This window comes from Paenarthrobacter sp. 10L412 (assembly GCF_056395565.1).
In genome coordinates this window covers 91,803-113,655 of the sequence record NZ_JBFTJT010000017.1, presented here as the reverse complement: position 1 = coordinate 113,655, position 21,853 = coordinate 91,803, and the positions used below count along the sequence as shown (strand labels likewise).

Here is a 21,853-nt window from a genome sequence, read left to right as displayed (position 1 = left end):
GCCGAAGGAAAACGCCACAACCAGGCAATCATTGCCCTGGCACGACGCCGCTGTGACACCCTCTACGCAATGCTCCGCGACGGCGCCCTCTACCAACCCCCAACACCCGCCACCACTTGACGAAAAACATAGGGGCACTCTCACATCCGAACGCGTTTCCAGCGTTCCTCTCCCACATCCTCTTGCGACCCTGACGTACCTGTGGATAACTTCTGCACGCTTACCGGCTTCCAAGGAACAATGCGGGTATGCAGAATTCGCTACTCAACCAATCAAGCCCGGTCTTGGAGCCCTTCAGCCTGAACGAGGCCAAAGCAGCCGGCATCGATCCCTCGGTCATTTGGCGCAGCAGCAACATCGTTCCCGTTAGCCGTGGCCTGTACCGGCCAAGTGATTGGGATTTCGACCTTTCGTCTGCCGCCCGTTCCCTCTCCTCAGCCAGCCCTGGCGCGTGGATCTCCCACACAACTGCCGCCAGGCTCCATGGTTTTGTGTTGCCAGCGTGGCTATCGGATTCAAATGAATTGCACTTGAGCAAACCGCGACGTCTGCCGTCGGTCCGGCGCAAAGGCATCATCGGGCATACCGAAACGCTCTTCGAGGGAGAGATTGAGCAAGTCCAAGGGATTTGGATGAGCACTCGAGCCCGAACATGGCTGGATTTGGCGCGTCGTCTCCCACTTCATGACCTCGTGTGCGTGGCAGATCAGTTGATTCGCATTCCACGGCCCGACTTTGAGGGGCGCGACGCACCGTTCGCTACTGCCCATGAGCTCCGGAGCATGGTCGAACGGCACAAAAACCGCCAAGGCGTAGTCCGGGCACGGGAAGCTCTGGACCTTATGCGCGTCGGGGCCGACTCGGCTCCAGAAACTTTGCTTCGTCTGGCCATGTTTGATGCCAACTTGCCGGAACCTCAACTCCAGGTGATGCTCCGCGCGAACGATCCCTTCTCGCCTTCAGCGGATTTGGGTTTCAAGAGCCGTCGCCTCGCGATCCAGTACGACGGCGGCCATCACCTTGAGGAGAAGCAGATGCATAGCGATCGGCGAAGGGATAAGGCGTTTAGAGCAGCCGGTTGGACTGTCCTTGTCTTCGGAAAAGATGACCTTGCGGACAACTTTGGCAACGCCGTTCGGCAGATCAAAAGGGCGCTACGGACTGCATGGATGGATCCATCGGTTGCATCCGGGTTTGCCCGGAACACGATGTGAGAGAACATCCGGCCAGAAGCGCCACGATGTGAGAGAACGTCCGGCCACACCCCACACGATGTGAGAGAACGTCCGGCCACACCCCGCACGATGTGAGAGAACGTCCGGCCAGAAGCGTCGGGATGTGAGAGAGCAAAAATGCCCGCCGCCTTGGGAGGCAACGGGCATTCACGCTTGGTGAAGTATCTCTACTTCTTATTGCGGCGCTGGTGGCGAGTCTTGCGAAGCAGCTTGCGGTGCTTCTTCTTGGCCATACGCTTGCGGCGCTTCTTAATAACTGAACCCACGAAAGTTCCTTACAAACTAGATGAAGGTCCTGTCTGTTGGAACGGATCCGCGGACTAGCAGCAGACAGTACAACTGACAGATTCTTACATTGACGTAAAACGTTCCTTAACAGAGTACCGCTTCAAAGGGGCACCCCGTGACCACGGTCCGCGGGACGGACTCCGGCGCCCTCAGGCGGTCTCCGATTGTCCGTCGACCACAGCACCCTTGAGGTACTGGGCCACGGCTTCTTCGGGCACCCGGAAGGAACGGCCAAACCTGACGGCAGGCATTTCCCCTGAGTGGACCAGGCGATACACAGTCATTTTGGAAACGCGCAGGACATCGGCTACTTCAGCCACAGTCATGAAACGCGCATTCGAGAAGTTAGTCTCCGCGGACATTTCCCATATTCCTTTGCTCTCAGCTGGACAGGACACCCCCAGTAGAACGGTGTGCCGATGCTGAGCCATCAAACAACCATGTGCTAGATACTCTAGAGGCTGAAGTGACCAATGTGAAAGCATTTCCGGGAACTGGGACTCTACTCCCCCGAAACCAGCCGGCGCTTCCGTGCAGACGAAGCAAGCTGTTCCAGCACCGAAGCGGTGACGTCCCATTCCATGCAGGCATCCGTAACGCTCTGGCCGTAAACGAGTTCCTGCTCCCCCGCGAGCTGCTTGGCCACATCCAGGTTCTGCGCCCCTCCCACGAGGAAGCTCTCCAGCATGACGCCGGCGATCGGCGAGGTCTCGCCTGCTTCCAGCTGGGCACCGATTTCCAAGGCAACTTCAGCCTGGCGGTGATGGCTCTTGCCGCTGTTGGCGTGGCTGGCGTCCACGATCAGGCGTGGGTTCAGTCCCTTGGCGGCGAGCTTGGAGGAGGCAGCGGCAACGTCTTCCTGCGAGTAGTTGGGGCCCTTGCGTCCGCCGCGCAGGATCACGTGGGTGTCCGGGTTGCCTGAAGTGGCCACGAGAGCCGCGCGGCCGTCGTCGTCGATTCCGAGGAAGGCTTGTTCAGCAGCAGAAGCGCCGCAGGCATCGATGGCCACCTGGAGGTCGCCGTCGGTTCCGTTCTTGAAGCCGATGGGCATGGACAGACCGGAGGCGAGCTGGCGGTGGATCTGGCTTTCCGTGGTACGGGCGCCGATGGCACCCCAGGAGACGAGGTCGGCCATGTACTGCGGGCTGATGGGCTCGAGGAATTCGGTGGCCGTGGGCAGTCCCAGCGCGGTGACCTGCTTGAGGAAGCCGCGGGCTGCCCGCAGTCCGGCAGCAATATCGTGGCTGCCGTCCAGGTGGGGATCGTTGATGAGGCCCTTCCAGCCGACTGTGGTGCGGGGCTTCTCGAAGTAGGTCCGCATGACGATCAGCAGGTCTTCCTTGTGCTTCTCCGCCTGGCTGACCAGCCGCCGCGCGTATTCCAGACCGGCCTTGGGATCGTGGATGGAGCAAGGTCCGACGATTACCAGCAGGCGGTCGTCCACGCCGTCCATGATGGCCCGGACTTCATCTCGGCCACGGTCGACGACGGCAGCTGAGCGGGCATCCAGCGGCAACTCAGCGATGAGGTCCTGAGGGGCCGGAAGCGGTTCGAAGCGGGCTACGCGCAGGTTGGAGGTAGCGGGCTGGGAAGCTTTCCCGTCAACGGGGAGCGCCTCGGAGTCGAGTGTCTCGGTGGATTCTGCAGCGATGCTGGTCATTTCTGGGTCCTGTTCCGGATGCGGAGCGGGCCCCTTTTCAGAACCCGCCGGATATGGCGAAGGGCAGAGAATGATCTCTGCCCTGCTGGCTCTGAAGGAAAGTTGGATGCGTGTCAGTTAGACGCGGGCCCCTCCAGAGCCAACGAAAAATACGCATACCAACGCTTAGTCATAGCCACACCATAACCGCGGTTCGTCAAACCGGGCAAATTGGGTCCGTCATGATGACAAAAGTTTGCGCAGGAACTCCAGCTGCTTGATCCAGTGGTGCTCCTGGCCGCCCTCGTGATTGTTGAAGCGGTATACCTCGATGTCCTTGGCGGGCGCCCCTCCCGAAAGACCGTAGTTGTTGAAGCTTGCAAACACCGTTGAGGGCGGGCAGATGTCGTCCATTTGGGCCGCTGAGAAGAGGGCCGGCACCGTGGCTGCCCTGCCGAGATGCACGCCATCAAAATAGTTCAGCACGGCAAGCATGGGCTCATACTTGTCGCGGTGCCGCCCCAGGAAGCCGGCAATTTCCGGGTATGGCCCGCGGGGCGCAATGTCGATTGCACGGGGAAAGTCCTGCAGGAACGGGACGTCTGGCAGCGCGGCGATCACGCCGTCGAGCCTTCCGGCCACCAGCCCGGCGGCCGCAACCGTGATGCCACCACCTTGGCTGATACCGGCCAGCACCACCCTGGAAGGGTCGACGGCGGGATGGCTCTGCGCCGCTTCTACCGCACGGAAGGCGTCCACGTAGACCCGGCGGAAGTAGTAATCGTCCTGATGGTGAGCGCCCCGGGTCATCAGGCCTGCATAGTTGATGCCGCCAGCTGACGGATGCGGATCCGGGGTGTCACCGGATACGCCCCCGTAGCCCTGACCGCGCGTGTCCATAATGAAGTGGGCGTATCCAGCCTGCGCCCACCGGGTGTTCTGGTTGACCAGTCCGCGTCCACCGGAGTAGCCGATGTACTCCACCACGACGGGAAGTTGCTGCCCTGGTTCAAGGTGAGAAGGAATGTGGAGCCAGCCCTTGATGCGGTCTCCACCGAAGCCGGAGTATGTGACGTCGAAGGTGTCGATGACGCTGAGGTAGTTGTCCATGGGCTCGAACACAGCATTCAGCGGCAAGGTCCGTGCCTCGGCGATGGTGCGCTCCCAGAAAGCGTCGAAATCAGCGGGCGGAACTGCGCTGGAGGTGTAACTACGGAGCTGCTCAAGGGGCAGGTCAAAGAGAGGCATGAGGACATCCTACGTCATAAGGTTGTGTCGTCCGTCACGGGACGTCAGATCTGGAAAAGGGCTACAGCGAAGTGATGGAGAGGTTCCGGTATGCCGCCCGCAAAGGGGCCATCTGACGGATCCCGAAGTAGCCGCCGCCCAGGAGTTCCTGGCTGGTGTCCACCCAGTCAAACAGGGGCAAATCATTAATCGAAAAGACCACGCGGGGACCATCCTTGATGACTTCCATCCGATAAAAGCCGCCCGCGTCTTCGGCTGGAGGAAGTGGGTCTGCTCCCTGGGCTACGAGTTCGAAGCCGGCACTTTTGCGCAGGTTGCACGTCCTGAAGGCCCGCTCCGCGGCGTATTTGTGGCGGAAGTAGGAGATGTGGAGCGCGTCCATATCCCCTGAGTGGTACTGCGGGTAGAAGCCCGTTCGCTGAGCCAAGTCGGGCGAGAACAGATCCTTGCCATCGTGCCCCCGCGCGGAGAAGAACACCATGGCCAGGCCTGGTTCCTCAAGCGGGAGGAACTCCCACCTGATCCGGACATGGTCCGGGAGTTCCTCGGGGCACCAGAGGGTCCAGTGGGCGTGGTCTCCGTGTTCCTCTGGGTCGAGGGAACCGGAAAGGAGAAGTGCTGTGCTTTCTGTGGAAGCCGTCCCCGAACTGGCGGTTCCTTCCGGAGCCGAGGCTGGCCCGCCGTCGTCGTAAATGCCCAACTGAACCGGCCCCTCGGCGACCCAACCAGCGATATCCGAAGGACCCTGCAAAGGGTTGGCATAGATCACGCCTTCGCCCCGACGTTAAGGGTGGCCACCAGTCCGTAGCCGAGGGCCTCGAGTTGCTCCGCGACGAAACCGGCAATCCGCTTGGCTCCTTTCTCGTGGAAGTGTGTGTTGTCCTCCAGGCCGCCGGCCCAGTGCGCATGCTCTGCGGGGGCAAAGTGGAAGAACAACTCCTTGGACCCCTCCTCCCCAAGCTCCTGGTACAGCGCGCGGGTCCATTCATTGAGGTCGATGAGGTCCAAGCCAAGCTCAACCGCCAACTCGCGAACCACCAGAGGATATTCACCCAGGGTGAGGTCCAGACGCCCGGCCGTGAAATGCCGGCGCTCCACTGGCGTGCACAGAAGGGGAATGCCGCCCTTGGAACGGACGTCGGCCACCATTCGCTTCAAATTGTCGGTGTAGCCCGTTCGGGCAGCGAGATGGGCCCGCTTTTGGTCGTTGTGCCCGAATTGGATCAGCACGAGATCCCCCTTCACGGTCTGGCCCAGCAGCTGATACCAGAGGCCTTCATCCCGGAACGACTCCGTAGTTGCACCGCCCTTGGCATAGTTGTGGACCGCAGCCCACCAATAGGTTTCGGGCGCGAGGTGGGCTCCCCAACCGCTCATCGGGTATTCGTAACTGGGGCAGGCTGCCACGGTGGAGTCGCCCGCGAGGAGGATTTTCATGATTTTCCTTTCATCATGCCCAGGCCCTTACCCCTTAACCGAACCGATCAGCATTCCCTTGGCAAAGTGCTTCTGCAGGAAGGGATAGAAGATGAGGATGGGCAGGGTTGCCACCACGATCACGGCGAACTTGATGCCTTGCTCGGGCGGGATGTACGACGGATCCACATTGCCGGTGCCAAGGAGATCCGAGGCAGCCGTCACCTGGCGCAGGTACATCTGCAGGGTCCACATGTTGTTATCGCTCAGGTAGAGCAAAGGAGACATGAAGTCGTTCCAGATACCTACAGCGTAAAAAAGCGCAAAGGTTGCCAGCACCGGCTTGGACAACGGCAGCAGGATCCGCCAGAGGATTCCGATCTCGGTGGCGCCGTCCATCTTGGCTGATTCCTCGAGCTCGGCCGGGAGTTCCTGGAAGAAGTTTTTGATGATGATCAGGCTGAATGGGTTGATGGCCGCAGGCAGGATGAGCGCCCAGTAGCTGTTCAGCAGGCCCAGGTCCTTCACCAGCAGGAACGTTGGAATCATTCCGCCTGAGAAGACCATGGCAAAAACCACCAGGGACAGGATCAGTTTCCGGCCACGAAGTCCACGTTTCGCCAGCGGGTAAGCCATGGTGACCGTGAGAACCAACTGCACCAGCGTCCCAACCAGTGTGACCAGCACGGTGGTGATCAAGGCCCGGGTAAAGGACGGCGTGGAGAAAATGTACTCATAGGCCCCCAGCGTGAATTGCTCGGGCCAGACGAAGAACGCCCGCCGGGTAATTTCCGCTTCGTTGGCGAAGGATCCTGCCAGGACGTAGACGAAAGGCAACAGCGTGATGATGCCGATCAGCGTCAGGAAGACGTAGTTGGCGGCATCGAAAATCCGCCCGCCCCGCGTGTTGTGAATCTTCATTAGAAAAGTCCGCTCTGGTTGAACCGCTTGGACAGCCAGTTGGTGCCGAAGATCAGTACGATGCCCACCAAAGACTTGAAAAGCCCGACGGCGGTGCTGTAGCTGTAGGCGCCTTGGGTGATGCCTACGAAGTACACATAGGTATCGAAGACGTCGGCCACGCTGCGGTTGAGTGCGTTGGTCATGAGGTAGATCTGCTCAAAGCCGGTGTTGAGCATCTGCCCGATGGCCAGGATGAGCATCACGATGATGGTGGACCGGATGCCGGGCAAGGTGATGTGCCAGACGCGCCGGAACCTGCCGGCGCCGTCGATAATTGCGGCCTCGTACTGGTCTTGGTCCACGGTGGCCAGCGCTGCCAGGAAGATGATGGTTCCCCAACCGGTGTTCTTCCAAATCTCCTGAAGCACGATCAGCGGCCGGAACCAGTTCGGATCGGACAGGATATCCACGTTGGTGCCGAACAATCCGTTGACGAACTGGAACAAGGGTCCGATGTCCAGGGCGAACAGCAGGAAGCTCAGCGACGCCACGATGGTCCAGGACAGGAAGTGCGGGATGTAGACGAGTGTCTGGACTGTTCGCTTCAGCACCGAAAGCCGGACCTCGTTGAGCAGCAATGCCAGGACGATGGTCAGCGGAAAGGCGATCCCGAGGTTCAGGAACGCCAGGATCAGTGTGTTGCCCAGCAACCGCGGAAAGTCGGGGTTGGCGAAGAAGTCGGTGAAGTTCGTCAGACCCACCCAAGGACTGCCGTTGACGCCCAGGAACGGAACGTAGTCCTTGAAGGCAATCGAAACACCGTACATGGGACCGTACCGGAACACCGCGAAGTACACGACGCCGGGCAGGAGCAGCAGATACAACCATTTGTAATGCGCGAAGTGGACTGCAAAGCTGCGTCGCCGCGCCGGGGCGGGCGGCTTGATGGCCGCCCGCTCCGGGGCTTTGGCTTCGACGACCGGGGCGGTCACTTCTTGGTGTCCTGCCACAGCTTGTTTATTTCTTCTTTGACCTTGTCACCGCCGCTGGTGTTCCACAGCTTGATGGCATCCTTCAGGCCCTGCTCGTCCAGCTGCCCAGCCAGGTATTTAATGCGGGCGTCGGCCACGATGTTGTCCAGTTGCGCGCCCTTGGCAACATACGTCGGGGAAACGAAGGCCGCGGCCGGGTTGTACACGGCACTTTTGAGGTCGTTTGCCATCACTGCAACGCGGTCGTCAAAGACCTTCTGCTCGTACTCGGACGCCTGCTTCACTGGGTAGAAGTTGTTCCCTGTGACGTTGGTTCCGAGTTGCGCGTAGCTCTTGATGTCGGTGTTAACTACCTTGCCCTCCGGCGTTTCGGGCTTGATGGTGGCCGCGAGGCCTTCCTCACCCGTGAAGTTGACGCCCTCGATGCCGTTGTTCATCAGGACGGCAACTTCCTTGCTGTTGAGTTTGTCCAGGAATGTCAGGACGTTCTTCAGGTCGGCTTCGGTTTTTACGCTGGACTTGGGGATGGCAAGGAAGCCGGAGTAGCCGTCGGTCGGGTGGGCGTGCAGTTCACCGTCCGGACCCTTCAGGCTGCCTACGAAGCCCACTTTGTTCTGGAAGTCGCTCGGGTTGGCCTGCTTGAAAAGGTTGATCAGCACGCTGACCCGGGAGTCGACGTCGACAATTATGCCGCCCTTGCCGTTGAAGAAGGGCTCATTCCATTTGGTGGGATCGAAGGTGGCGAAGTCGGGGTTGATGAGCTTCTCGTCCACCATCTTTTTGATGAAGCGATCGGCCTCCAGGAATTCCTCGGTTTCGAAGCTCGGCACCAGCTTGCCGTCCCGCTCGGTCCAGCGGTTTCCGGCGCCGAACCAGGTCTCGATCATGTCGTAGGGGCTGTTGGTGCCCAGGGCGCCCCATTTGGGAATGGTGATGCCGTAGGTATCGTTCTGGCCGTTGCCATCCGGATCCTGCTCGGTGAATGCCTTGGCCACCTTGTACAGGTCTTCTGTGGTCTGCGGCGCCTTCAGGCCCAACTTGTCCAGCCAATCCTGGCGGAACATCACGGCGGCGCGGATCGGATTACGAGCCCGGAAAACCCCGTAAACCTTGCCGTTGACGCTGGCGTTTTGCTGAACTTCGGGGAACGTGGTCTTGAGGTTCGGGTAGTCCTTGAGTTTATCGGTGAGGTCCCAGAACGCCCCGGCTTCGGCGTTCTTCACGAAGCCCGGCGACTTGCCCTGGACCACCAGGACGTGCGGGATGTCGGAGGAGGCCAGGGTGATGTTCATCTTGTCCTCATAGGAGGCGTTGGGCGCCCACGAGATGTTGATGTCCTTGCCTGTGAGCTCTTCAAGCTTCTTCTGCACAGCGCCGTCCGGCGTTGGTGGCTGAGCCTCCAGGAAGGGCGCCATGATTTTGACGGATGAGAGGTCCGACGCCGGCGCTTCGCCACCGCAGGCGGTCAGGGCCAAGGCGGCAGAGACGACGACGGCGGCCGCCAGCGTTGGTTTTCTACGGAACATTTTCCTACTCCACTTCTTCGGGGTTGTTGTCGATCGACGATTCCGGGGACACACCAGGGAAGCGTTTCAGGCTCCACAGGTGCTGGCCGTTCTCGTCTTGATACGTTTCATTAGTGCTCGCACCGAGAGAATCTGCGCCCGGTTCGGGGCGCCCTTGGACAAGTTCGGCATGCCCTTGGATGTCAAGGGATCGATGGAGGACGCGGCGCGCGCCCGCGGGCGGGCCTTGGCGGCTGGTTTCAGGCAAGGCTGGTCTCCTTGGCGGTGGAAGGGGTGGTCGAGGGAGTCACTGCGCGACTTGCAGCTGCAACTGCAAGTGCAGCGCCGGCTTCCTTCGCAGCCATGGCGTCATCATTCGCGGCGAAGAATCGGTCACACAGCCAGCCCGTGGCATAGAGCCAAGCGCCAACACCAAAGAAGGGCACCAGTCCCGGAAGGGAACGGCAAGCGAAAACTGCGGCCGCGGTCACGAACAGGAGTATGACGGTCCCCGCGAGGTGGCGCATAGCGAACCGGGAAGACATCAGAAAGTACTGCGGAAGTGTCAGCTCATACCGGGCAAATATCGGAAAGAGGTAGCACAAGGCTCCGGCGGCAAAGAGGACAGCCAGGAGGATCGCGGCCGATGCCACTTGCGAACCCAGATCCCAGCCGGCAGAAAAGTAGCCCCAGTTCAGGGCAAGGGCCGCCGCAACCACCAAGACCGGAACGCCGAGGGCATTGCCCTTCCCAAAGTTCTTGAAGTACTCCTTGGCGTAGCGACGCATCAAAGGCACGGCATTTCCCTGTACCTTTTCACGGACCAGGATGTGGGCCGCAGCGGTACTGGGCCCGGCCCCCAGCACCACGCCACCCAGCAGCGTGAAGACGATCCACAGCATGTTCAGGCAGGCGATCCATAGGAGTGTGTCGAAGAACGTGTAGGCCCGAAAGCCAAATCCCCCAGAAGTCATGGAACTCCCTTTCTCCATCGTTGCAGAACTCGCCCATTTATCTGGCGCCGACGATTACCTTGGAATCTCCCCTCGGTCACCAATGCGAGCCGGCGCGGACTTGGCCTAGTGCGCCACGTCACAAGTAAACGGTTTCACCGCAATCTAGACTGGCCGCATGCTTCCAGTCAAGGTTTAATTTGAATCGTTACATTCGCGGAGGGATCGCGCTACACTTGCAGAATCAGCTGTTGGAAAGCGCTTGCCGGTTGTGGCTTGCGAGATATACCCTGAGGCGCTGGGGCCTCTTGAGGAAGGCCTTATCGACGACGCCGTTCGGGTACTTGCCAGCAGTTGCCAGCCAGCAGAGGAGAATCATGGAAACCACTTCCGCCGGGTCCGCCAAAAGTCCCAGCACCCTCAGGACTGCACCTGCAAGGATCGCCCTGGTAGGCGTTCATGGCTTCGGCGCCCATCACCTTCAGAACCTGGAAAGGCTCAGGTCGGAGGGCGTGGTGGATCTCGTTGCAGTCGCAGACCCGAATCCCCCGGCCCGAGGCACGTTGCCGCCTTCCACGGCCGTCCACTCTGATCTGGATGAGCTGCTTGCCGGGGGCCATCGGCCGGACGTGATCATCGTGGCAACTCCGATCCAGACACACGCCCCATTGGCTCTTTCCGTGCTGACTTCCTCCGCAGATCTCTATCTTGAAAAGCCTCCGGTCGCTTCCATGAGGGACTTCATCCAGCTCCAGGAGGCAGCCGCAACAGCTGGCCGGAGCGTGCAGATCGGGTTCCAAAGTTTGGGTTCCCATGCACTCACCGCGCTGGAAAAACTGGCCAGCGGGGAAGCTTCGGCAGAACTCCCCGGCATTGGAACGCTCAAAGGCATTACGGCCACAGGGCGCTGGGTCCGGGACCGCGCATATTACAAACGCTCGCGGTGGGCTGGAAGGCGCAGCCTCGGCGGAGTTGACGTAGTGGACGGCGTCGCCACCAATCCCTTGGCCCATTCAATCGCCACGGCCCTCCGGATAGCCGGAGCGCGGACAGCACAAGACCTGGCAGCCGTGGATACGGATCTCTACCGGGCCAACGACATCGAGGCAGACGATACCTCCGTGATTCGGATGCGGACAGTGGACGGGCTGCCCATCACTTGCGCACTGACTCTGTGCGCCACCGAGTCAGTGGAACCCTACGTCACGCTGCACGGGACCGAGGGAACGGCCGTGTTCCACTACACCGAAGACCACGTGACGGTCCGCACCGAAGCGGGCGAAACAACGCGCACGTTTGGACGAGACGATCTCACTGAAAACCTGCTCCACCATTTGTCCCACGGCACTGCGCTGCTGAGTCCACTGGATGACAGCGGCGCGTTCATGCGCGTCCTTGAAGCCATCCGCACTGCTGACGCGCCGGCCCTCATTCCGCAGCAATACGTGGAATGGGTAGGCGAAGGCGAACAAGCGCATGCCGTGATTCATGGGGTAGAAGAAGTCTTGGAGCGGGCAACCCGCGCTCATGCCACCTTCTCCGAGCTCGGGCTTCCTTGGGCTCGGAAGAGCACTGCCGCCGCTGAGCCCCTTTTCGCCGCTTATGCTGACTCTCCCACTGCAGTCTTCCGCGCTGGCGACGCCTTGGAGTCGGAGCTTTCCCCGCGGCCATATCTCCACCCCGTTGCCACGCCGTCAGGGATTGTAGTGACGGAACATATGCCTGTGGACCACGTGTGGCATCTCGGTGCCGGGTTCGCCCTCCAGGATGTCAACGGCAGCAACTTCTGGGGTGGCCGCAGCTATCGGCGTGCGGCTGGCAGATATGAAGATCTCAGAAACCACGGCCGGATCGAGGTCCACGGCCTGCGCCGCGAAGAGGACGAAACCACACTTGACCTCCACTGGCTCGCGGCCGACGGCGGACTCCTCCTCGAAGAGCAACGGAGCTACCGGCGAACGCTTCTGGACCCCGGCACCTGGCGACTCGATATCCAAACGGAACTAACCGCCGTCGTGGACGTCTCACTGGGCAGTCCCGGTTCCCACGGCGCCGCAGGCAGTGGCTACGGCGGCTTCTTCTGGCGCCTCCCCAGCAACGATTCCCCACGCGTCTTCTCCGCCGCTGCGGAAGGCGAGGCTGCTGTGCATGGTTCGGTTGCGCCGTGGCTTGCGTGGAGTGGAGAGTTCGACGGCGGCCCGGCCACTTTGGTGTTTGCCGCACCTCCCGAATCGGCGGACCCGTGGTTTGTTCGCTGCAGTGAGTACCCTGCCGTGGGTGCTGCCTTGGCTTGGGACACTGCCGTTGAGCTAACTGCAGGCAAGTCCCTCACGCGCACAAACACGGTCTGGATCAGTGACGGAACCCTTAGCGTGGAGGCCATTGGGGAGTTGGTTGCCGGACGTTGAGTGGGCTCGTGGTGTTGCTTGGCAAACGCGCGCAGCCACTTATTTTTCGGGGCGTTGGTCGTGGGGCCTTATATTGTCGTAGCCCTAGGGCAGAGTGTGGGTATGGATCCGATTCGGGCAAGGCCAGCACCCACGGTCGTTTCCGGTGTGCCCTTGGCTGGGACTTCCATTTCCAGCGGCTCTGGGTCCGAAGGCTCTGCTCTTGGGGTGTTGCTTGCCGGGCTGGGCTCTTTCCGCGTCGGCGCAGGCAGCGGCGAGTTGATCGATCAGATTCGTGGCCTGGAAGACGTGAAATCAGCGATCGCCGCTTTGCAGGCGCGAGCGTCGGTGGCGTTCGACCGTGCCCAGCGCCGCGAACAAGCCGCAACTGGTGTCCCCTCTGCCGAGCAGGGCCAGGGTGTGGGTGCGCAGATCGCCCTGGCCCGGCGTGAATCACCCAACAAAGGCTCCCGGCTCCTCGGACTCGCCAAAGCCCTGGTCTCGGAAATGCCCCGCACCATGGCCGCCCTGGAAAGCGGGCACCTGAACGAATGGCGTGCCACCCTGCTGGTGAAGGAAACCGCGTGCCTGTCCGTCGAAGACAGGGCCGCGGTTGATGAGGAACTCGCCCCCGACGCCGGGACCTTCGACGGCGCCGGAGACAAAACCATCATCGCCGCCGCCCGAGCCGCAGCCTACCGGCGCGACCCACGCTCCGTCACCCAACGCGCCGCCCACGCCGCGTCCGAACGGCACGTCAGCCTCCGGCCCGCTCCGGACGCCATGACCATCCTCACCGCGCTGCTCCCCGTCGCCCAGGGCGTAGCCGCCTACGCCGCGCTCACCCGCCACGCCGACTCGGCCCGCTCCGGCGGGGACACCCGGAACCGCGGACAGGTCATGGCCGACACCCTCGTCGAACGCCTCACCGGCACTCCCGGCGGTATCAGCGGCGTCAATGTGCAGCTCCTCATGACCGACCGCACCCTCTTCCAAGGCGACAGCGAACCCGCACGCCTCCAAGGCTACGGAATCGTCCCCGCCGCGTGGGCCAGGACGCTCCTCGCCGGAGGGCAGGCTGGGCAAGAAGCGAAAGCCGGCGTCGACGGGCAAGCCAAGAAGGGTGAGGGGCAAGCCGAGGTGGGCCCGGAATCCACAGCGAGCCCGGAGCCCAAGGAAGGTAGGGACTTCAAAGTCTTGCTCCGCCGGCTCTACACCGCTCCAGCCAGCGGAGAACTGCTGGCCATGGACTCCAAAGCACGCCTCTTCCCACCCGGGATGCGCCGCTTCATCGAAACCCGCGACGACACCTGCCGCACCCCCTACTGCGACGCGCCCATCCGCCACATCGACCACGTCATTCCCTGGCACAACGGCGGCACCACCAACCTCAACAACGGGGCCGGACTCTGCGAAGCCTGCAACCACACCAAAGAAACCCCGGCTGGAACACAAAAGCAATCCCGGGCGGCCGACATCAACTGGAAATCAGCACCCCCACCGGACACAGATACCAATCCAAAGCCCCGCCCCTGCCAGGGCATCCGCGCGCCCCAGCCAGGCCTGTCGCACGGGCAACGCGCGTCGCACCGCCGCCTCCCGCAACGTGGTTCCCAGCTTCGACCTCACTTTGGGAGAGCTTCTTACTGCAGCGCCGGCCCAGCACCTTAACGAGCCGAGTACCTTAACGAGCCCAGCACCTTAACGAGCCCAGCACCTTAACGAGCTCGGTCAAAACTCCGCTTTCGGCCCAGCAACCAAAGAAGGAAGCCAATCACCACCGCGGAAGCCATACCCAGCGCACCGGTGACCAGCAGTGCGGTACGCACGCCGAAATCTTCCGTGAGCCATCCTGCGAGCAAGCCTCCCAAGGCATGCCCTCCCAGCAGAAGTGGAAAGTAGAGGGCCAAGACCCTGCCACGCACGCTTGCGCCAGCTTCGAGCTGGACGCTGGTGGCCGCACTGGTGAGGAACATGAGAGTCATGAAGCCAACCACCACGAGCATGGCTACGAACAATTCCTGCGTAGGCATGAGCGCGGCAAGGAGCTGCGTGAGCCCGAAGAGTGCGGCGCTACCCACGATCCCCTTGCGACCCAAGTGCTTGATCCGGGGAGCCAGGAGGGCGCCAGCCAAGGCTCCCAAGGCGCTGACCATATTGAAGAGCCCAAATCCGGCAGGACCGCTGTGCCACACACGGTCAGCGAATGCTGCGAGGATCACGGGACCGTTCATGCCGAACGCTCCCAAGAGACCCGCCAACAACATGATGAGCAGAAGCTGAGGCCTGGCACTCACATATTTGAAGCCTGCCAGGATTTGTCCACGCCTATCCCGCGGCGGGCCGTCAGGGTCGTGTGCGTGATGAAGCTCAGATGGCCGAATAATGGCGATCATCACCAAAACGGCCACCCCGATCCCCGCGTTCGTCGCAAACGCGGCGGCTGGGCCAGCTTGGGCAATGACGACGCCAGCCAGGGCGGGACCGAGCATGGCACCCAGTTGACCTATCGCACTGTTGAGGCCGATGGCCGCCGGTAGGCCGACATCACCTACTACCTCATTGACGAAGACTTGCCGGGCGGGCCCATCAATAGAGCTGGTAATTCCCAAAGCAATGCAGGAGCCGTAGACAACCCACACGTCCGTGCCTCCCATGGCATTCCAAACGGCTAGTCCAGCGGCCAGTAGTGCAGCTACAGACTGGCACACCATGAGGATTCGGCGCTTCGGAAAGAGATCCACCAGCACACCGCTGATAGGGCCAACCACCAACATGGGCAGGAATTGAAGTGCCACGGCCAACCCCACCGCGGCCGGGCTTCCGGTGAGTTGCAGGACGAGCCAGTCCTGGGCGAGTCGTTGCATCCACACTCCGCCGCTGCCGACGAGCGAAAGCGTAACGAAGATTCGGTAATTGTGGTGGCGGAGTGGGTAGTGCCACGCTTCAGTGGAGCGGGGCCTTGGCGAGACGGCGTCTTTGCCGGTGGAGTTCGAGGCCTGGTCAAAGGGACGGCGCGGCGGCAAGGGGCGCGGTGACACGGGGGTGGTCAGCTCGATTCAGCAGATTGTTGGATGCACACTCAGTTTTTGGCGCGGCTGGCAGCCCTGATCTTGACCGCAGCAGCGGCAAGAATCAGCATGCCGGGAACGATCACGAAGAGCGCCTGCAGCATCCACACAAAAACGACTGCCACGAAAACGGCCGCGAGGAGCAACAGCGAACCGCTCCCATCACGGAACGAATCAGCCTTGGCTTGGGAGTAGGCAAGCCGCCACTGCTGCTGTGGACCCGGAAGATCCACAGACTTCCGGCCGGCGTCGCCCGCCCAGACCACTCCGCCGCTCCAGTTGCCGGCAATCCTGAGCAGGAGCACTGCGGCTGCAGCTGCCAGGATCAAGGTCGCCGGCAGAATCACCGCACGCCCGGGCAGCTGACCCAGCAGTGCGAGCAACAGGTTAAGGACAATCACGACGGCGGCTGCCGCCGTCGTGATTCCGATCTTCCAACTGCCGGGAAGCGCACGGCGGAAGTTGCCCCAAAGGCTCCGAAGGGAGTCATCCCTTCCACTGAGGTGCCGCTCAAGATGCGCGACGCCGGCAGCATAGGCGGCCGGCACCGTCACCAACGGGACGGACAGGAGGAGCACAACGACTCCGGCGAGGATGGTCTCGGAGAAGAGGGCAAAGCGGTTGACCGAGATGGCCTGCTTGTCCGAAGAGGACTTTCCTGTGGTGTCCATGATGCTCATTTTCTTCCTCGGTTTTCGGTGTCCGTCAGCCCTTGAGGCCCTGTGTTGAAACGCCTTCTACGATGTAGCGCTGGAAGACCAGGAAGAAGACCAACACGGGCAGGAGCGCAAGAACTGACATGGCGATCATGGCTCCGTAGTCCGAGCTCTGGGTCTGGTCCACGAAGAGCCGCAAAGCCAGCGGCAGCGGGTATTTTTCTGGCGTGTTCAGGTAGAGCAGCGGGCCCAGGAAGTCGTTCCAGCTCCAGATGAAGGAGAAGATCGACGTCGAGATCAATGCCGGCTTCATGAGCGGGAGCATGATGGAGCCGAAGATCCGCACGTGACCTGCGCCGTCGATGCGGGCTGCTTCGTCCAGTTCGGCCGGGAGGCCGCGCATGAACTGGACCATGAGGAACACGAAGAACGCGTCGGCGGCCAGGAACTTACCGATCAACAGCGGCACATAGGTGTCTACCAGGCCAAGCTGCTGGAACACGATGTACTGCGGGATGATCACCACATGGAACGGGAGCAGCAAGGTAGCAATCATCATGCCGAAGAAGATTCCGCGGCCGGGAAAGTTGATGCGGGCAAAAGCGTACGCCGAGACACTCGCTGAAAGGATGGTGCCGACTACTGCACCGACGGCCAGAATGAGGGAGTTGGTGAAGAACGTCAGCGTGGACACCCCGCCGATGCCGTCCATGGCCGTGACGAAGTTGTCGAAGCTGAAGTTGTTGGACCAAAGCTGGGTGGTGGAACCACCGATTTCGGAGTTCGGTTTGAAGGACGAGGCCACCATCCACAGAGCCGGGTAGAGGACTACCCCCACAAGCGCCAACGCAACGATGTGGAAGATGATGCTTTTGATGCGCTTGGCCGTGCCTGACTCGGACTTCGGGTTGTACAGCGGGGCCGGCGTGGCGGGCGTGGACTGGGTGGGGGTTGCCATGGTTGTCATTTTGAATCACCGCTGTAGTGGACCCAGGACTTGGAGGTCTTGAAGAAGATCAGCGTGATGATGCCGACCACGATCACCAGGAGCCAGGCCATCGCAGAGGCGTAGCCCATCCGGAAGTCGCTGAAACCGCGCAAGTACAGGTAGAGGGTATAGAAGAGGGTGGAGCCTGCGGGGCCGCCTTCACCATTGGAGATGATGTAGGCCGAGGCGAAGATCTGGAACGCGTGAATGGTTTCCATCAGCAAGTTGAAGAAGATCACAGGGGAAAGCATGGGCCAGGTGATGTTGAAGAACTTACGGACCGGACCTGCGCCATCCATCGAGGCTGCTTCATAGAGGTCTGCAGGAATCTGCTTGAGCCCGGCCAGGAAAATCACCATCGGGGCGCCGAACTGCCACACCGTCAGGAGGATCATCATGGGCATCGTCATGGATGGATTGCCCACCCAACCGCCGAGGTTGATCCCGAAGAAGGACAGGCTCTCATCCACAGGACCGGAATCGCCAAACATCGCCTTCCAGACAATTGCGATGGAAACACTGGCACCGATCAGGGAGGGAGCGTAGAACGCGGAACGGTAGAACCCCTGTCCCTTTCGCTTGCTGTTCAGCAGCATGGCGATCGCCAGGGCAGCAGCGAGCTTCAAAGGCGTACCGAACACTACATAGCTCAGGGTTACGCCTACCGACTGCAGGAAACGTTCGTCCTGGAAGAGCGTGGCGTAGTTGTCCAGGCCTATCCACTTGGGGGGATCGAAAAGGTTGTAGTTGGTAAAGGAGAGGTACAGCGAAGAAATCATCGGACCCACGGTCAGGGCAATGAATCCGAGCAGCCAAGGAAGCAGGAAGGTGTAGCCGGCGCGGGCGTCCGCCCCTCGTCGCCGCGAGGTGCGCGGCTGCGAGGGAGCGGACGACTGGGAGCGCCTGCTCAGGGTTGGGGTTTGAGTCACGAGATCAGTCCGTCGGTCGGAAAGCCTGGATCAGACACAAATGTCTGCTCAGGCATTCTGCTTGATAAGGTCTTCGGCTTCCTTGAACCACGCATCTGCAGCGCCGTCGATGGTGAGTTTGCCGTAGTTGAGATCGGAGCTGACGCGCTTGAAAGAGGATTCAAGCGTGCCGAAACCGACGATGGGCGGCTCCGGAGCATCCTTGAGGTACTTTTCGATGGACTTTTCGTAGTCCACAACCAGCTTGTCTGTGCCTTCAAAGGTGGTTCCGTCGCGCTGGGTCTTGGATGCCGGAACACCACGGGAGGTCTTGAAGATCTGGCCTACCTCGGGATCGTTGACCATGAAGTCGATGAAACGGGCAGCAGCATCCTTGTACTTGGTCTTGGCGCTGGCCACCATCAGCATCGAGGGCTTGAGAAAGAGTCCCAGGTTGTCGGAGTTATCGGAAGGAACCGGTACCAGCTTCAGTTCCTTGGCGCCACTATCGCCGAGGTAACCGGCCATGAAGTTGTCCCACGTGACTTCCGTGGCAGTGACGTTTGAGCCGAACGGGGACTTCGGCAGCAGCTGGGTGGTCTTGTCTTCGCCAACGATCGCCGGGGTTCCACGAAGCTGGGCCGTGGTGTTCCACCATTTCTTGAGGTCGTCCTTGGAGAACCCGAGCTTGCCTTCATCCGTAAAGGCTCGAATGTTGTTTTGGCGCAGCCAGATGTTGAACATCCACCAAACGCCGGTGTAGTCGGTGCCGCCGAACAAGGTTCCGTTGCCCTTCTGTCCCACCTCGGCAAGGAAAGAGTTGAACTCCTTGTAGTTCCACGTTCCGTCAGGCTCAGCAATGCCCATGGCCTTGAGCTTGGCGGGATCGTAGTAGACAGCGAACGCATTGGTGCTGGTAGGGATGCCGTAGGTTTTTCCACGGATCTGGCCCGAGGGCAGGAGTGACTTGTCGAAGGCATCCGTGTTGATCTTTACCGTGCCCAGGTCCAGTAGCTGGTTACGCTGGCCGTAGTCGCGCAGGTAGGACAAGTCCCACTGCATAACGTCCGGCAAGCCACCACCCGCAGCTTCAGTGGCGCGCTTCTGCCAGTACCCAGCGAAGTCAGTGAAGTTGCCGTTGACTTTGACATCCGGATTCTTGGACTCGAAGAGTGCAATCGCTTTGCGGGTGCGTTCGGCACGGTCGTCGTTGCCCCACCAGGTGTACGTGATGGTCACGGGGTTCTCTGCAGAGCCCGTCTTGCTGGATGACGAAGACTGGCCGCAGGCGGACAGGAACGCCGCAGATGCAGTGCCAAGGGCCACCGTGGTGAGGAAATTCCTTCTGTTGATCATGAGAGCCTCCTTGCTCAGTTGGTGCAAGCCTCTTCGGTTCCCCGCAAGGAGAGTGACGTCGCTTACACTCGTTCTGAATCGATACAATATCCTCAATCGCGAATCTGGGCAAGCGTTTTCCAAGATCCTCGCCTAACCTGATAGCAGCCAAGCTCCACAGTTATCCCGCACTGCCGAACCTGACCAAGGAGTCCCGTTGTCCTCCCCTGAACTCTCCCGAGGCCCATCCGAAAGCTCATCCAAAGGCCCGTCTATCGGCCCGTCTGTTTGGAACAGCATCAACGGCCTGGCCTACGGCGGCGACTACAACCCTGAGCAATGGCCGGACGACGTCCGCCGTGAAGACATCGAGCTCATGAAGGAGGCGGGCGTCAATTTCCTGAGCGTCGCCATCTTCTCCTGGGGCCTACTGGAACCGGCAGAAGGCCAGTACGATTTCGCCTGGCTGGACGATGTCATGGACAACCTCCACGAAGCCGGCATCAAGGTGGCACTGGCTACGGCCACCGCATCACCGCCCGCCTGGCTGGCGAAGAAATACCCCGAAATCCTGCCCGTGACAGCGGAAGGAACAAGGCTGGAACGCGGCTCGCGGCGCCACTACACGCCGTCGTCCTCGGTGTACCGCAGGTACGCAGCCACCATGACGCGGGTCATCGCCGAACGCTACAAGAACCACCCGGCCCTGGCATTGTGGCATGTGGACAACGAGCTCGGCTGCCATGTTGGCGAGTTCTACGGGGAAGAAGACGCTGCCTTGTTCCGGGCCTGGCTTGAACGCCGCTACGGATCCATTGAGGCACTCAACGAGGCTTGGGGAACAGCCTTCTGGTCCCAGCACTACGCCACGTTTGAGGAAATCATCCCGCCCGGAGCCGCCCCCACCACGCTTAACCCTGGCCAGCAACTGGACTTTGCCCGCTTCAATTCGTGGGCGTTCATCGATTACTACCGCGCCCTGCTGGAGGTCATCCGCGAAGTCACACCGAACGTTCCAGCCACCACCAACTTCATGGTTTCCAGTGCCACCAAAACCCTGGACTACTTCGATTGGTCCAAGGACATGGATGTGATCGCGAACGACCATTATCTGGTGGCTGCCGATCCTGAACGGGAAATCGAGCTTGCCTTCAGCGCTGACCTCACGCGCGGCGTGGCCGGCGGCGAACCGTGGATCCTGATGGAACACTCGACATCGGCGGTCAACTGGCAGCCCCACAACCAGCCAAAGATGCCCGGGGAAATGCTTCGCAACTCCCTGGCGCATGTGGCCCGCGGCGCCGACGCGGTCATGTTCTTCCAGTGGCGCCAGAGCAAGGCTGGATCTGAAAAATTCCACTCAGCCATGGTTCCGCACGGCGGACGGGACACACAGGTCTGGCGCAACGTGGTGGAGCTCGGCGATGCCCTGTCCAAAGTGGAATCCGTGAAGGGCTCCCGGGTGGAATCGCGGGTTGCTTTCGTCTTTGATTACGAAGCATGGTGGGCAGCGGAGCTGGATTCGCACCCAAGCCAGGACCTGAAGTACCTGGAAACGATGCGTGCTTTCCACCGCTCTTTGTACCTGCGTGGTGTCACTGCGGACTTCGTCCACCCCTCGACCGACCTCTCCGCCTACGATCTCATCCTGGTCTGCACCCTCTACGCCGTGACGGACTCTGCGGCCGCCTCCATCGCTGCCGCAGCAGAGGGCGGCGCAACGGTCCTCATCAGCTACTTCAGCGGCATCGTGGATGAGCGGGACCACGTTCGGTTGGGTGGCTACCCGGGCGCTTTCCGCGAATTGCTGGGTATCCGGACCGAGGAATTCCACCCACTATTCCCTGGCAGCACAGTCACCCTCAGCGATGGAACAGTTGGTTCCTTGTGGAGCGAGCACGTTCACGTGGCTGACCCTGAGGGCGGGCCAGCCGAGGTTTTGGCTACCTTCACGGACTACCCGCTCGACGGCGTCCCCGCCCTCACGCGCAGATCCACCGGGGCGGGGGCGGCTTGGTACCTTGCCACACTCCCCAACGCCGACGGCATCGATTCACTGACTGCCCGTCTGCTGGACGAGGCTGGGGTGACGGCCGCTGCCGAGGCTTCTGCCGGCGTCGAACTCACCCGGCGGCGATCCGCAGATGGCGGAAGTTTCCTCTTCGCCATCAACCACAGCCGCGAGGACGTGACGGTGAAGGCCGACGGCGACGAGCTGCTGAGCGGAGCTCGCTTCAGTGGCGTGGTCCCCGCCGGAGCCGTAGCAGTTATCGCGGAAGACTAACCCCAAAAACCGCGCCCCGGGCGGATCACGAATGATTCGCCCGGG

21 protein-coding genes are annotated in these 21,853 nt (G+C 61.1%); 4 read left to right on the top strand and 17 right to left on the bottom strand.

All coding sequences use genetic code 11. From position 1 onward, the window contains the following. The first annotated feature begins 248 nt into the window (after positions 1–248). Entirely contained in the window at positions 249–1,214 is a 966-nt protein-coding gene (locus AC1DD7_RS21030; RefSeq protein ID WP_477516450.1) for a DUF559 domain-containing protein, read from the top strand. A gap of 188 nt (positions 1,215–1,402) precedes the next feature. On the opposite strand, the gene AC1DD7_RS21025 is transcribed toward AC1DD7_RS21030, so the two are convergent. The 12 genes from AC1DD7_RS21025 to AC1DD7_RS20970 form a co-directional block, all read right to left on the bottom strand. Beyond that, entirely contained in the window at positions 1,403–1,501 is a 99-nt protein-coding gene (locus AC1DD7_RS21025) for a 30S ribosomal protein bS22 (RefSeq protein WP_003792170.1), read from the bottom strand. 171 nt (positions 1,502–1,672) lie between these two features. Next, positions 1,673–1,885 carry a helix-turn-helix domain-containing protein gene (locus AC1DD7_RS21020; protein WP_017199160.1) on the bottom strand — a complete coding sequence of 71 codons (213 nt, stop codon included), beginning with the start codon at positions 1,883–1,885 and terminating at the stop codon, positions 1,673–1,675. A gap of 140 nt (positions 1,886–2,025) precedes the next feature. After that, entirely contained in the window at positions 2,026–3,183 is a 1,158-nt protein-coding gene (locus AC1DD7_RS21015) for a 3-deoxy-7-phosphoheptulonate synthase (RefSeq protein WP_477516449.1), read from the bottom strand. Between the two features lie 219 nt (positions 3,184–3,402). Further along, complete coding sequence (locus AC1DD7_RS21010) at positions 3,403–4,410, bottom strand: acetylxylan esterase (RefSeq protein ID WP_477516448.1); 1,008 nt, start codon at positions 4,408–4,410, stop codon at positions 3,403–3,405. A 61-nt stretch (positions 4,411–4,471) separates the two neighbouring features. Beyond that, positions 4,472–5,179: a DUF1961 family protein gene (locus tag AC1DD7_RS21005; RefSeq protein ID WP_477516447.1), complete on the bottom strand. Its 708-nt coding sequence runs from the start codon at positions 5,177–5,179 to the stop codon at positions 4,472–4,474. Next, entirely contained in the window at positions 5,176–5,847 is a 672-nt protein-coding gene (locus AC1DD7_RS21000; RefSeq protein ID WP_477516446.1) for a rhamnogalacturonan acetylesterase, read from the bottom strand. The genes AC1DD7_RS21005 and AC1DD7_RS21000 overlap by 4 nt, the downstream gene beginning before the upstream one ends. 27 nt (positions 5,848–5,874) lie before the next feature. Continuing rightward, positions 5,875–6,747 (bottom strand): carbohydrate ABC transporter permease, encoded by an 873-nt coding sequence (locus tag AC1DD7_RS20995; RefSeq protein WP_431116418.1) that lies wholly within the window; start codon positions 6,745–6,747, stop codon positions 5,875–5,877. Continuing rightward, positions 6,747–7,739 (bottom strand): ABC transporter permease, encoded by a 993-nt coding sequence (locus AC1DD7_RS20990; RefSeq protein WP_477516445.1) that lies wholly within the window; start codon positions 7,737–7,739, stop codon positions 6,747–6,749. The genes AC1DD7_RS20995 and AC1DD7_RS20990 overlap by 1 nt, the downstream gene beginning before the upstream one ends. After that, positions 7,718–9,247: an extracellular solute-binding protein gene (locus AC1DD7_RS20985; protein WP_477516444.1), complete on the bottom strand. Its 1,530-nt coding sequence runs from the start codon at positions 9,245–9,247 to the stop codon at positions 7,718–7,720. The genes AC1DD7_RS20990 and AC1DD7_RS20985 overlap by 22 nt, the downstream gene beginning before the upstream one ends. Positions 9,248–9,251: 4 nt before the next feature. Then, complete coding sequence (locus AC1DD7_RS20980) at positions 9,252–9,494, bottom strand: hypothetical protein (RefSeq protein ID WP_442003480.1); 243 nt, start codon at positions 9,492–9,494, stop codon at positions 9,252–9,254. Continuing rightward, positions 9,487–10,200 carry a YesL family protein gene (locus AC1DD7_RS20975; RefSeq protein WP_477516443.1) on the bottom strand — a complete coding sequence of 238 codons (714 nt, stop codon included), beginning with the start codon at positions 10,198–10,200 and terminating at the stop codon, positions 9,487–9,489. The genes AC1DD7_RS20980 and AC1DD7_RS20975 overlap by 8 nt, the downstream gene beginning before the upstream one ends. A gap of 223 nt (positions 10,201–10,423) precedes the next feature. After that, positions 10,424–10,558 (bottom strand): hypothetical protein, encoded by a 135-nt coding sequence (locus AC1DD7_RS20970; RefSeq protein WP_477516442.1) that lies wholly within the window; start codon positions 10,556–10,558, stop codon positions 10,424–10,426. Between AC1DD7_RS20970 and AC1DD7_RS20965 the strand changes: the two genes are divergently transcribed. Both AC1DD7_RS20965 and AC1DD7_RS20960 read left to right on the top strand, forming a co-directional pair. Then, complete coding sequence (locus tag AC1DD7_RS20965) at positions 10,557–12,587, top strand: DUF6807 family protein (RefSeq protein ID WP_477516441.1); 2,031 nt, start codon at positions 10,557–10,559, stop codon at positions 12,585–12,587. The genes AC1DD7_RS20970 and AC1DD7_RS20965 overlap by 2 nt on opposite strands. A gap of 102 nt (positions 12,588–12,689) precedes the next feature. Further along, positions 12,690–14,237 carry an HNH endonuclease gene (locus tag AC1DD7_RS20960; RefSeq protein WP_477516440.1) on the top strand — a complete coding sequence of 516 codons (1,548 nt, stop codon included), beginning with the start codon at positions 12,690–12,692 and terminating at the stop codon, positions 14,235–14,237. Between the two features lie 47 nt (positions 14,238–14,284). On the opposite strand, the gene AC1DD7_RS20955 is transcribed toward AC1DD7_RS20960, so the two are convergent. Genes AC1DD7_RS20955 through AC1DD7_RS20935 form a run of 5 tightly spaced genes read right to left on the bottom strand, consistent with a single transcriptional unit; the run spans position 14,285 to position 19,545 of the window. Next, entirely contained in the window at positions 14,285–15,607 is a 1,323-nt protein-coding gene (locus tag AC1DD7_RS20955) for an MFS transporter (RefSeq protein ID WP_477516439.1), read from the bottom strand. A 41-nt stretch (positions 15,608–15,648) separates the two neighbouring features. After that, positions 15,649–16,317, bottom strand: coding sequence for a Poxvirus protein I5 (locus AC1DD7_RS20950; RefSeq protein WP_477516438.1), 669 nt, complete (start codon positions 16,315–16,317; stop codon positions 15,649–15,651). A gap of 25 nt (positions 16,318–16,342) precedes the next feature. Continuing rightward, positions 16,343–17,260, bottom strand: coding sequence for a carbohydrate ABC transporter permease (locus AC1DD7_RS20945; RefSeq protein ID WP_477516437.1), 918 nt, complete (start codon positions 17,258–17,260; stop codon positions 16,343–16,345). Further along, entirely contained in the window at positions 17,257–18,210 is a 954-nt protein-coding gene (locus tag AC1DD7_RS20940) for a carbohydrate ABC transporter permease (protein WP_431116433.1), read from the bottom strand. The genes AC1DD7_RS20945 and AC1DD7_RS20940 overlap by 4 nt, the downstream gene beginning before the upstream one ends. Before the next feature lie 48 nt (positions 18,211–18,258). After that, positions 18,259–19,545 (bottom strand): ABC transporter substrate-binding protein, encoded by a 1,287-nt coding sequence (locus AC1DD7_RS20935; RefSeq protein ID WP_477516436.1) that lies wholly within the window; start codon positions 19,543–19,545, stop codon positions 18,259–18,261. A 196-nt stretch (positions 19,546–19,741) separates the two neighbouring features. On the opposite strand from AC1DD7_RS20935, the gene AC1DD7_RS20930 reads away from it, so the two are divergent. Next, complete coding sequence (locus tag AC1DD7_RS20930) at positions 19,742–21,808, top strand: beta-galactosidase (RefSeq protein ID WP_477516435.1); 2,067 nt, start codon at positions 19,742–19,744, stop codon at positions 21,806–21,808. The last annotated feature ends 45 nt before the right edge of the window (positions 21,809–21,853 follow it).

Excerpts from the sequence above, each read along its gene's own strand:
- AC1DD7_RS21030 (WP_477516450.1), top strand. The coding sequence starts at position 249 with ATGCAGAATTCGCTACTCAACCAATCAAGCCCGGTCTTGGAGCCCTTC.
- AC1DD7_RS21020 (WP_017199160.1), bottom strand. The coding sequence starts at position 1,885 with ATGTCCGCGGAGACTAACTTCTCGAATGCGCGTTTCATGACTGTGGCT.
- AC1DD7_RS21015 (WP_477516449.1), bottom strand. The coding sequence starts at position 3,183 with ATGACCAGCATCGCTGCAGAATCCACCGAGACACTCGACTCCGAGGCG.
- AC1DD7_RS21010 (WP_477516448.1), bottom strand. The coding sequence starts at position 4,410 with ATGCCTCTCTTTGACCTGCCCCTTGAGCAGCTCCGTAGTTACACCTCC.
- AC1DD7_RS21000 (WP_477516446.1), bottom strand. The coding sequence starts at position 5,847 with ATGAAAATCCTCCTCGCGGGCGACTCCACCGTGGCAGCCTGCCCCAGT.
- AC1DD7_RS20995 (WP_431116418.1), bottom strand. The coding sequence starts at position 6,747 with ATGAAGATTCACAACACGCGGGGCGGGCGGATTTTCGATGCCGCCAAC.
- AC1DD7_RS20985 (WP_477516444.1), bottom strand. The coding sequence starts at position 9,247 with ATGTTCCGTAGAAAACCAACGCTGGCGGCCGCCGTCGTCGTCTCTGCC.
- AC1DD7_RS20975 (WP_477516443.1), bottom strand. The coding sequence starts at position 10,200 with ATGACTTCTGGGGGATTTGGCTTTCGGGCCTACACGTTCTTCGACACA.
- AC1DD7_RS20965 (WP_477516441.1), top strand. The coding sequence starts at position 10,557 with ATGGAAACCACTTCCGCCGGGTCCGCCAAAAGTCCCAGCACCCTCAGG.
- AC1DD7_RS20970 (WP_477516442.1), bottom strand. The coding sequence starts at position 10,558 with ATGATTCTCCTCTGCTGGCTGGCAACTGCTGGCAAGTACCCGAACGGC.
- AC1DD7_RS20960 (WP_477516440.1), top strand. The coding sequence starts at position 12,690 with ATGGATCCGATTCGGGCAAGGCCAGCACCCACGGTCGTTTCCGGTGTG.
- AC1DD7_RS20950 (WP_477516438.1), bottom strand. The coding sequence starts at position 16,317 with ATGAGCATCATGGACACCACAGGAAAGTCCTCTTCGGACAAGCAGGCC.
- AC1DD7_RS20945 (WP_477516437.1), bottom strand. The coding sequence starts at position 17,260 with ATGACAACCATGGCAACCCCCACCCAGTCCACGCCCGCCACGCCGGCC.
- AC1DD7_RS20935 (WP_477516436.1), bottom strand. The coding sequence starts at position 19,545 with ATGATCAACAGAAGGAATTTCCTCACCACGGTGGCCCTTGGCACTGCA.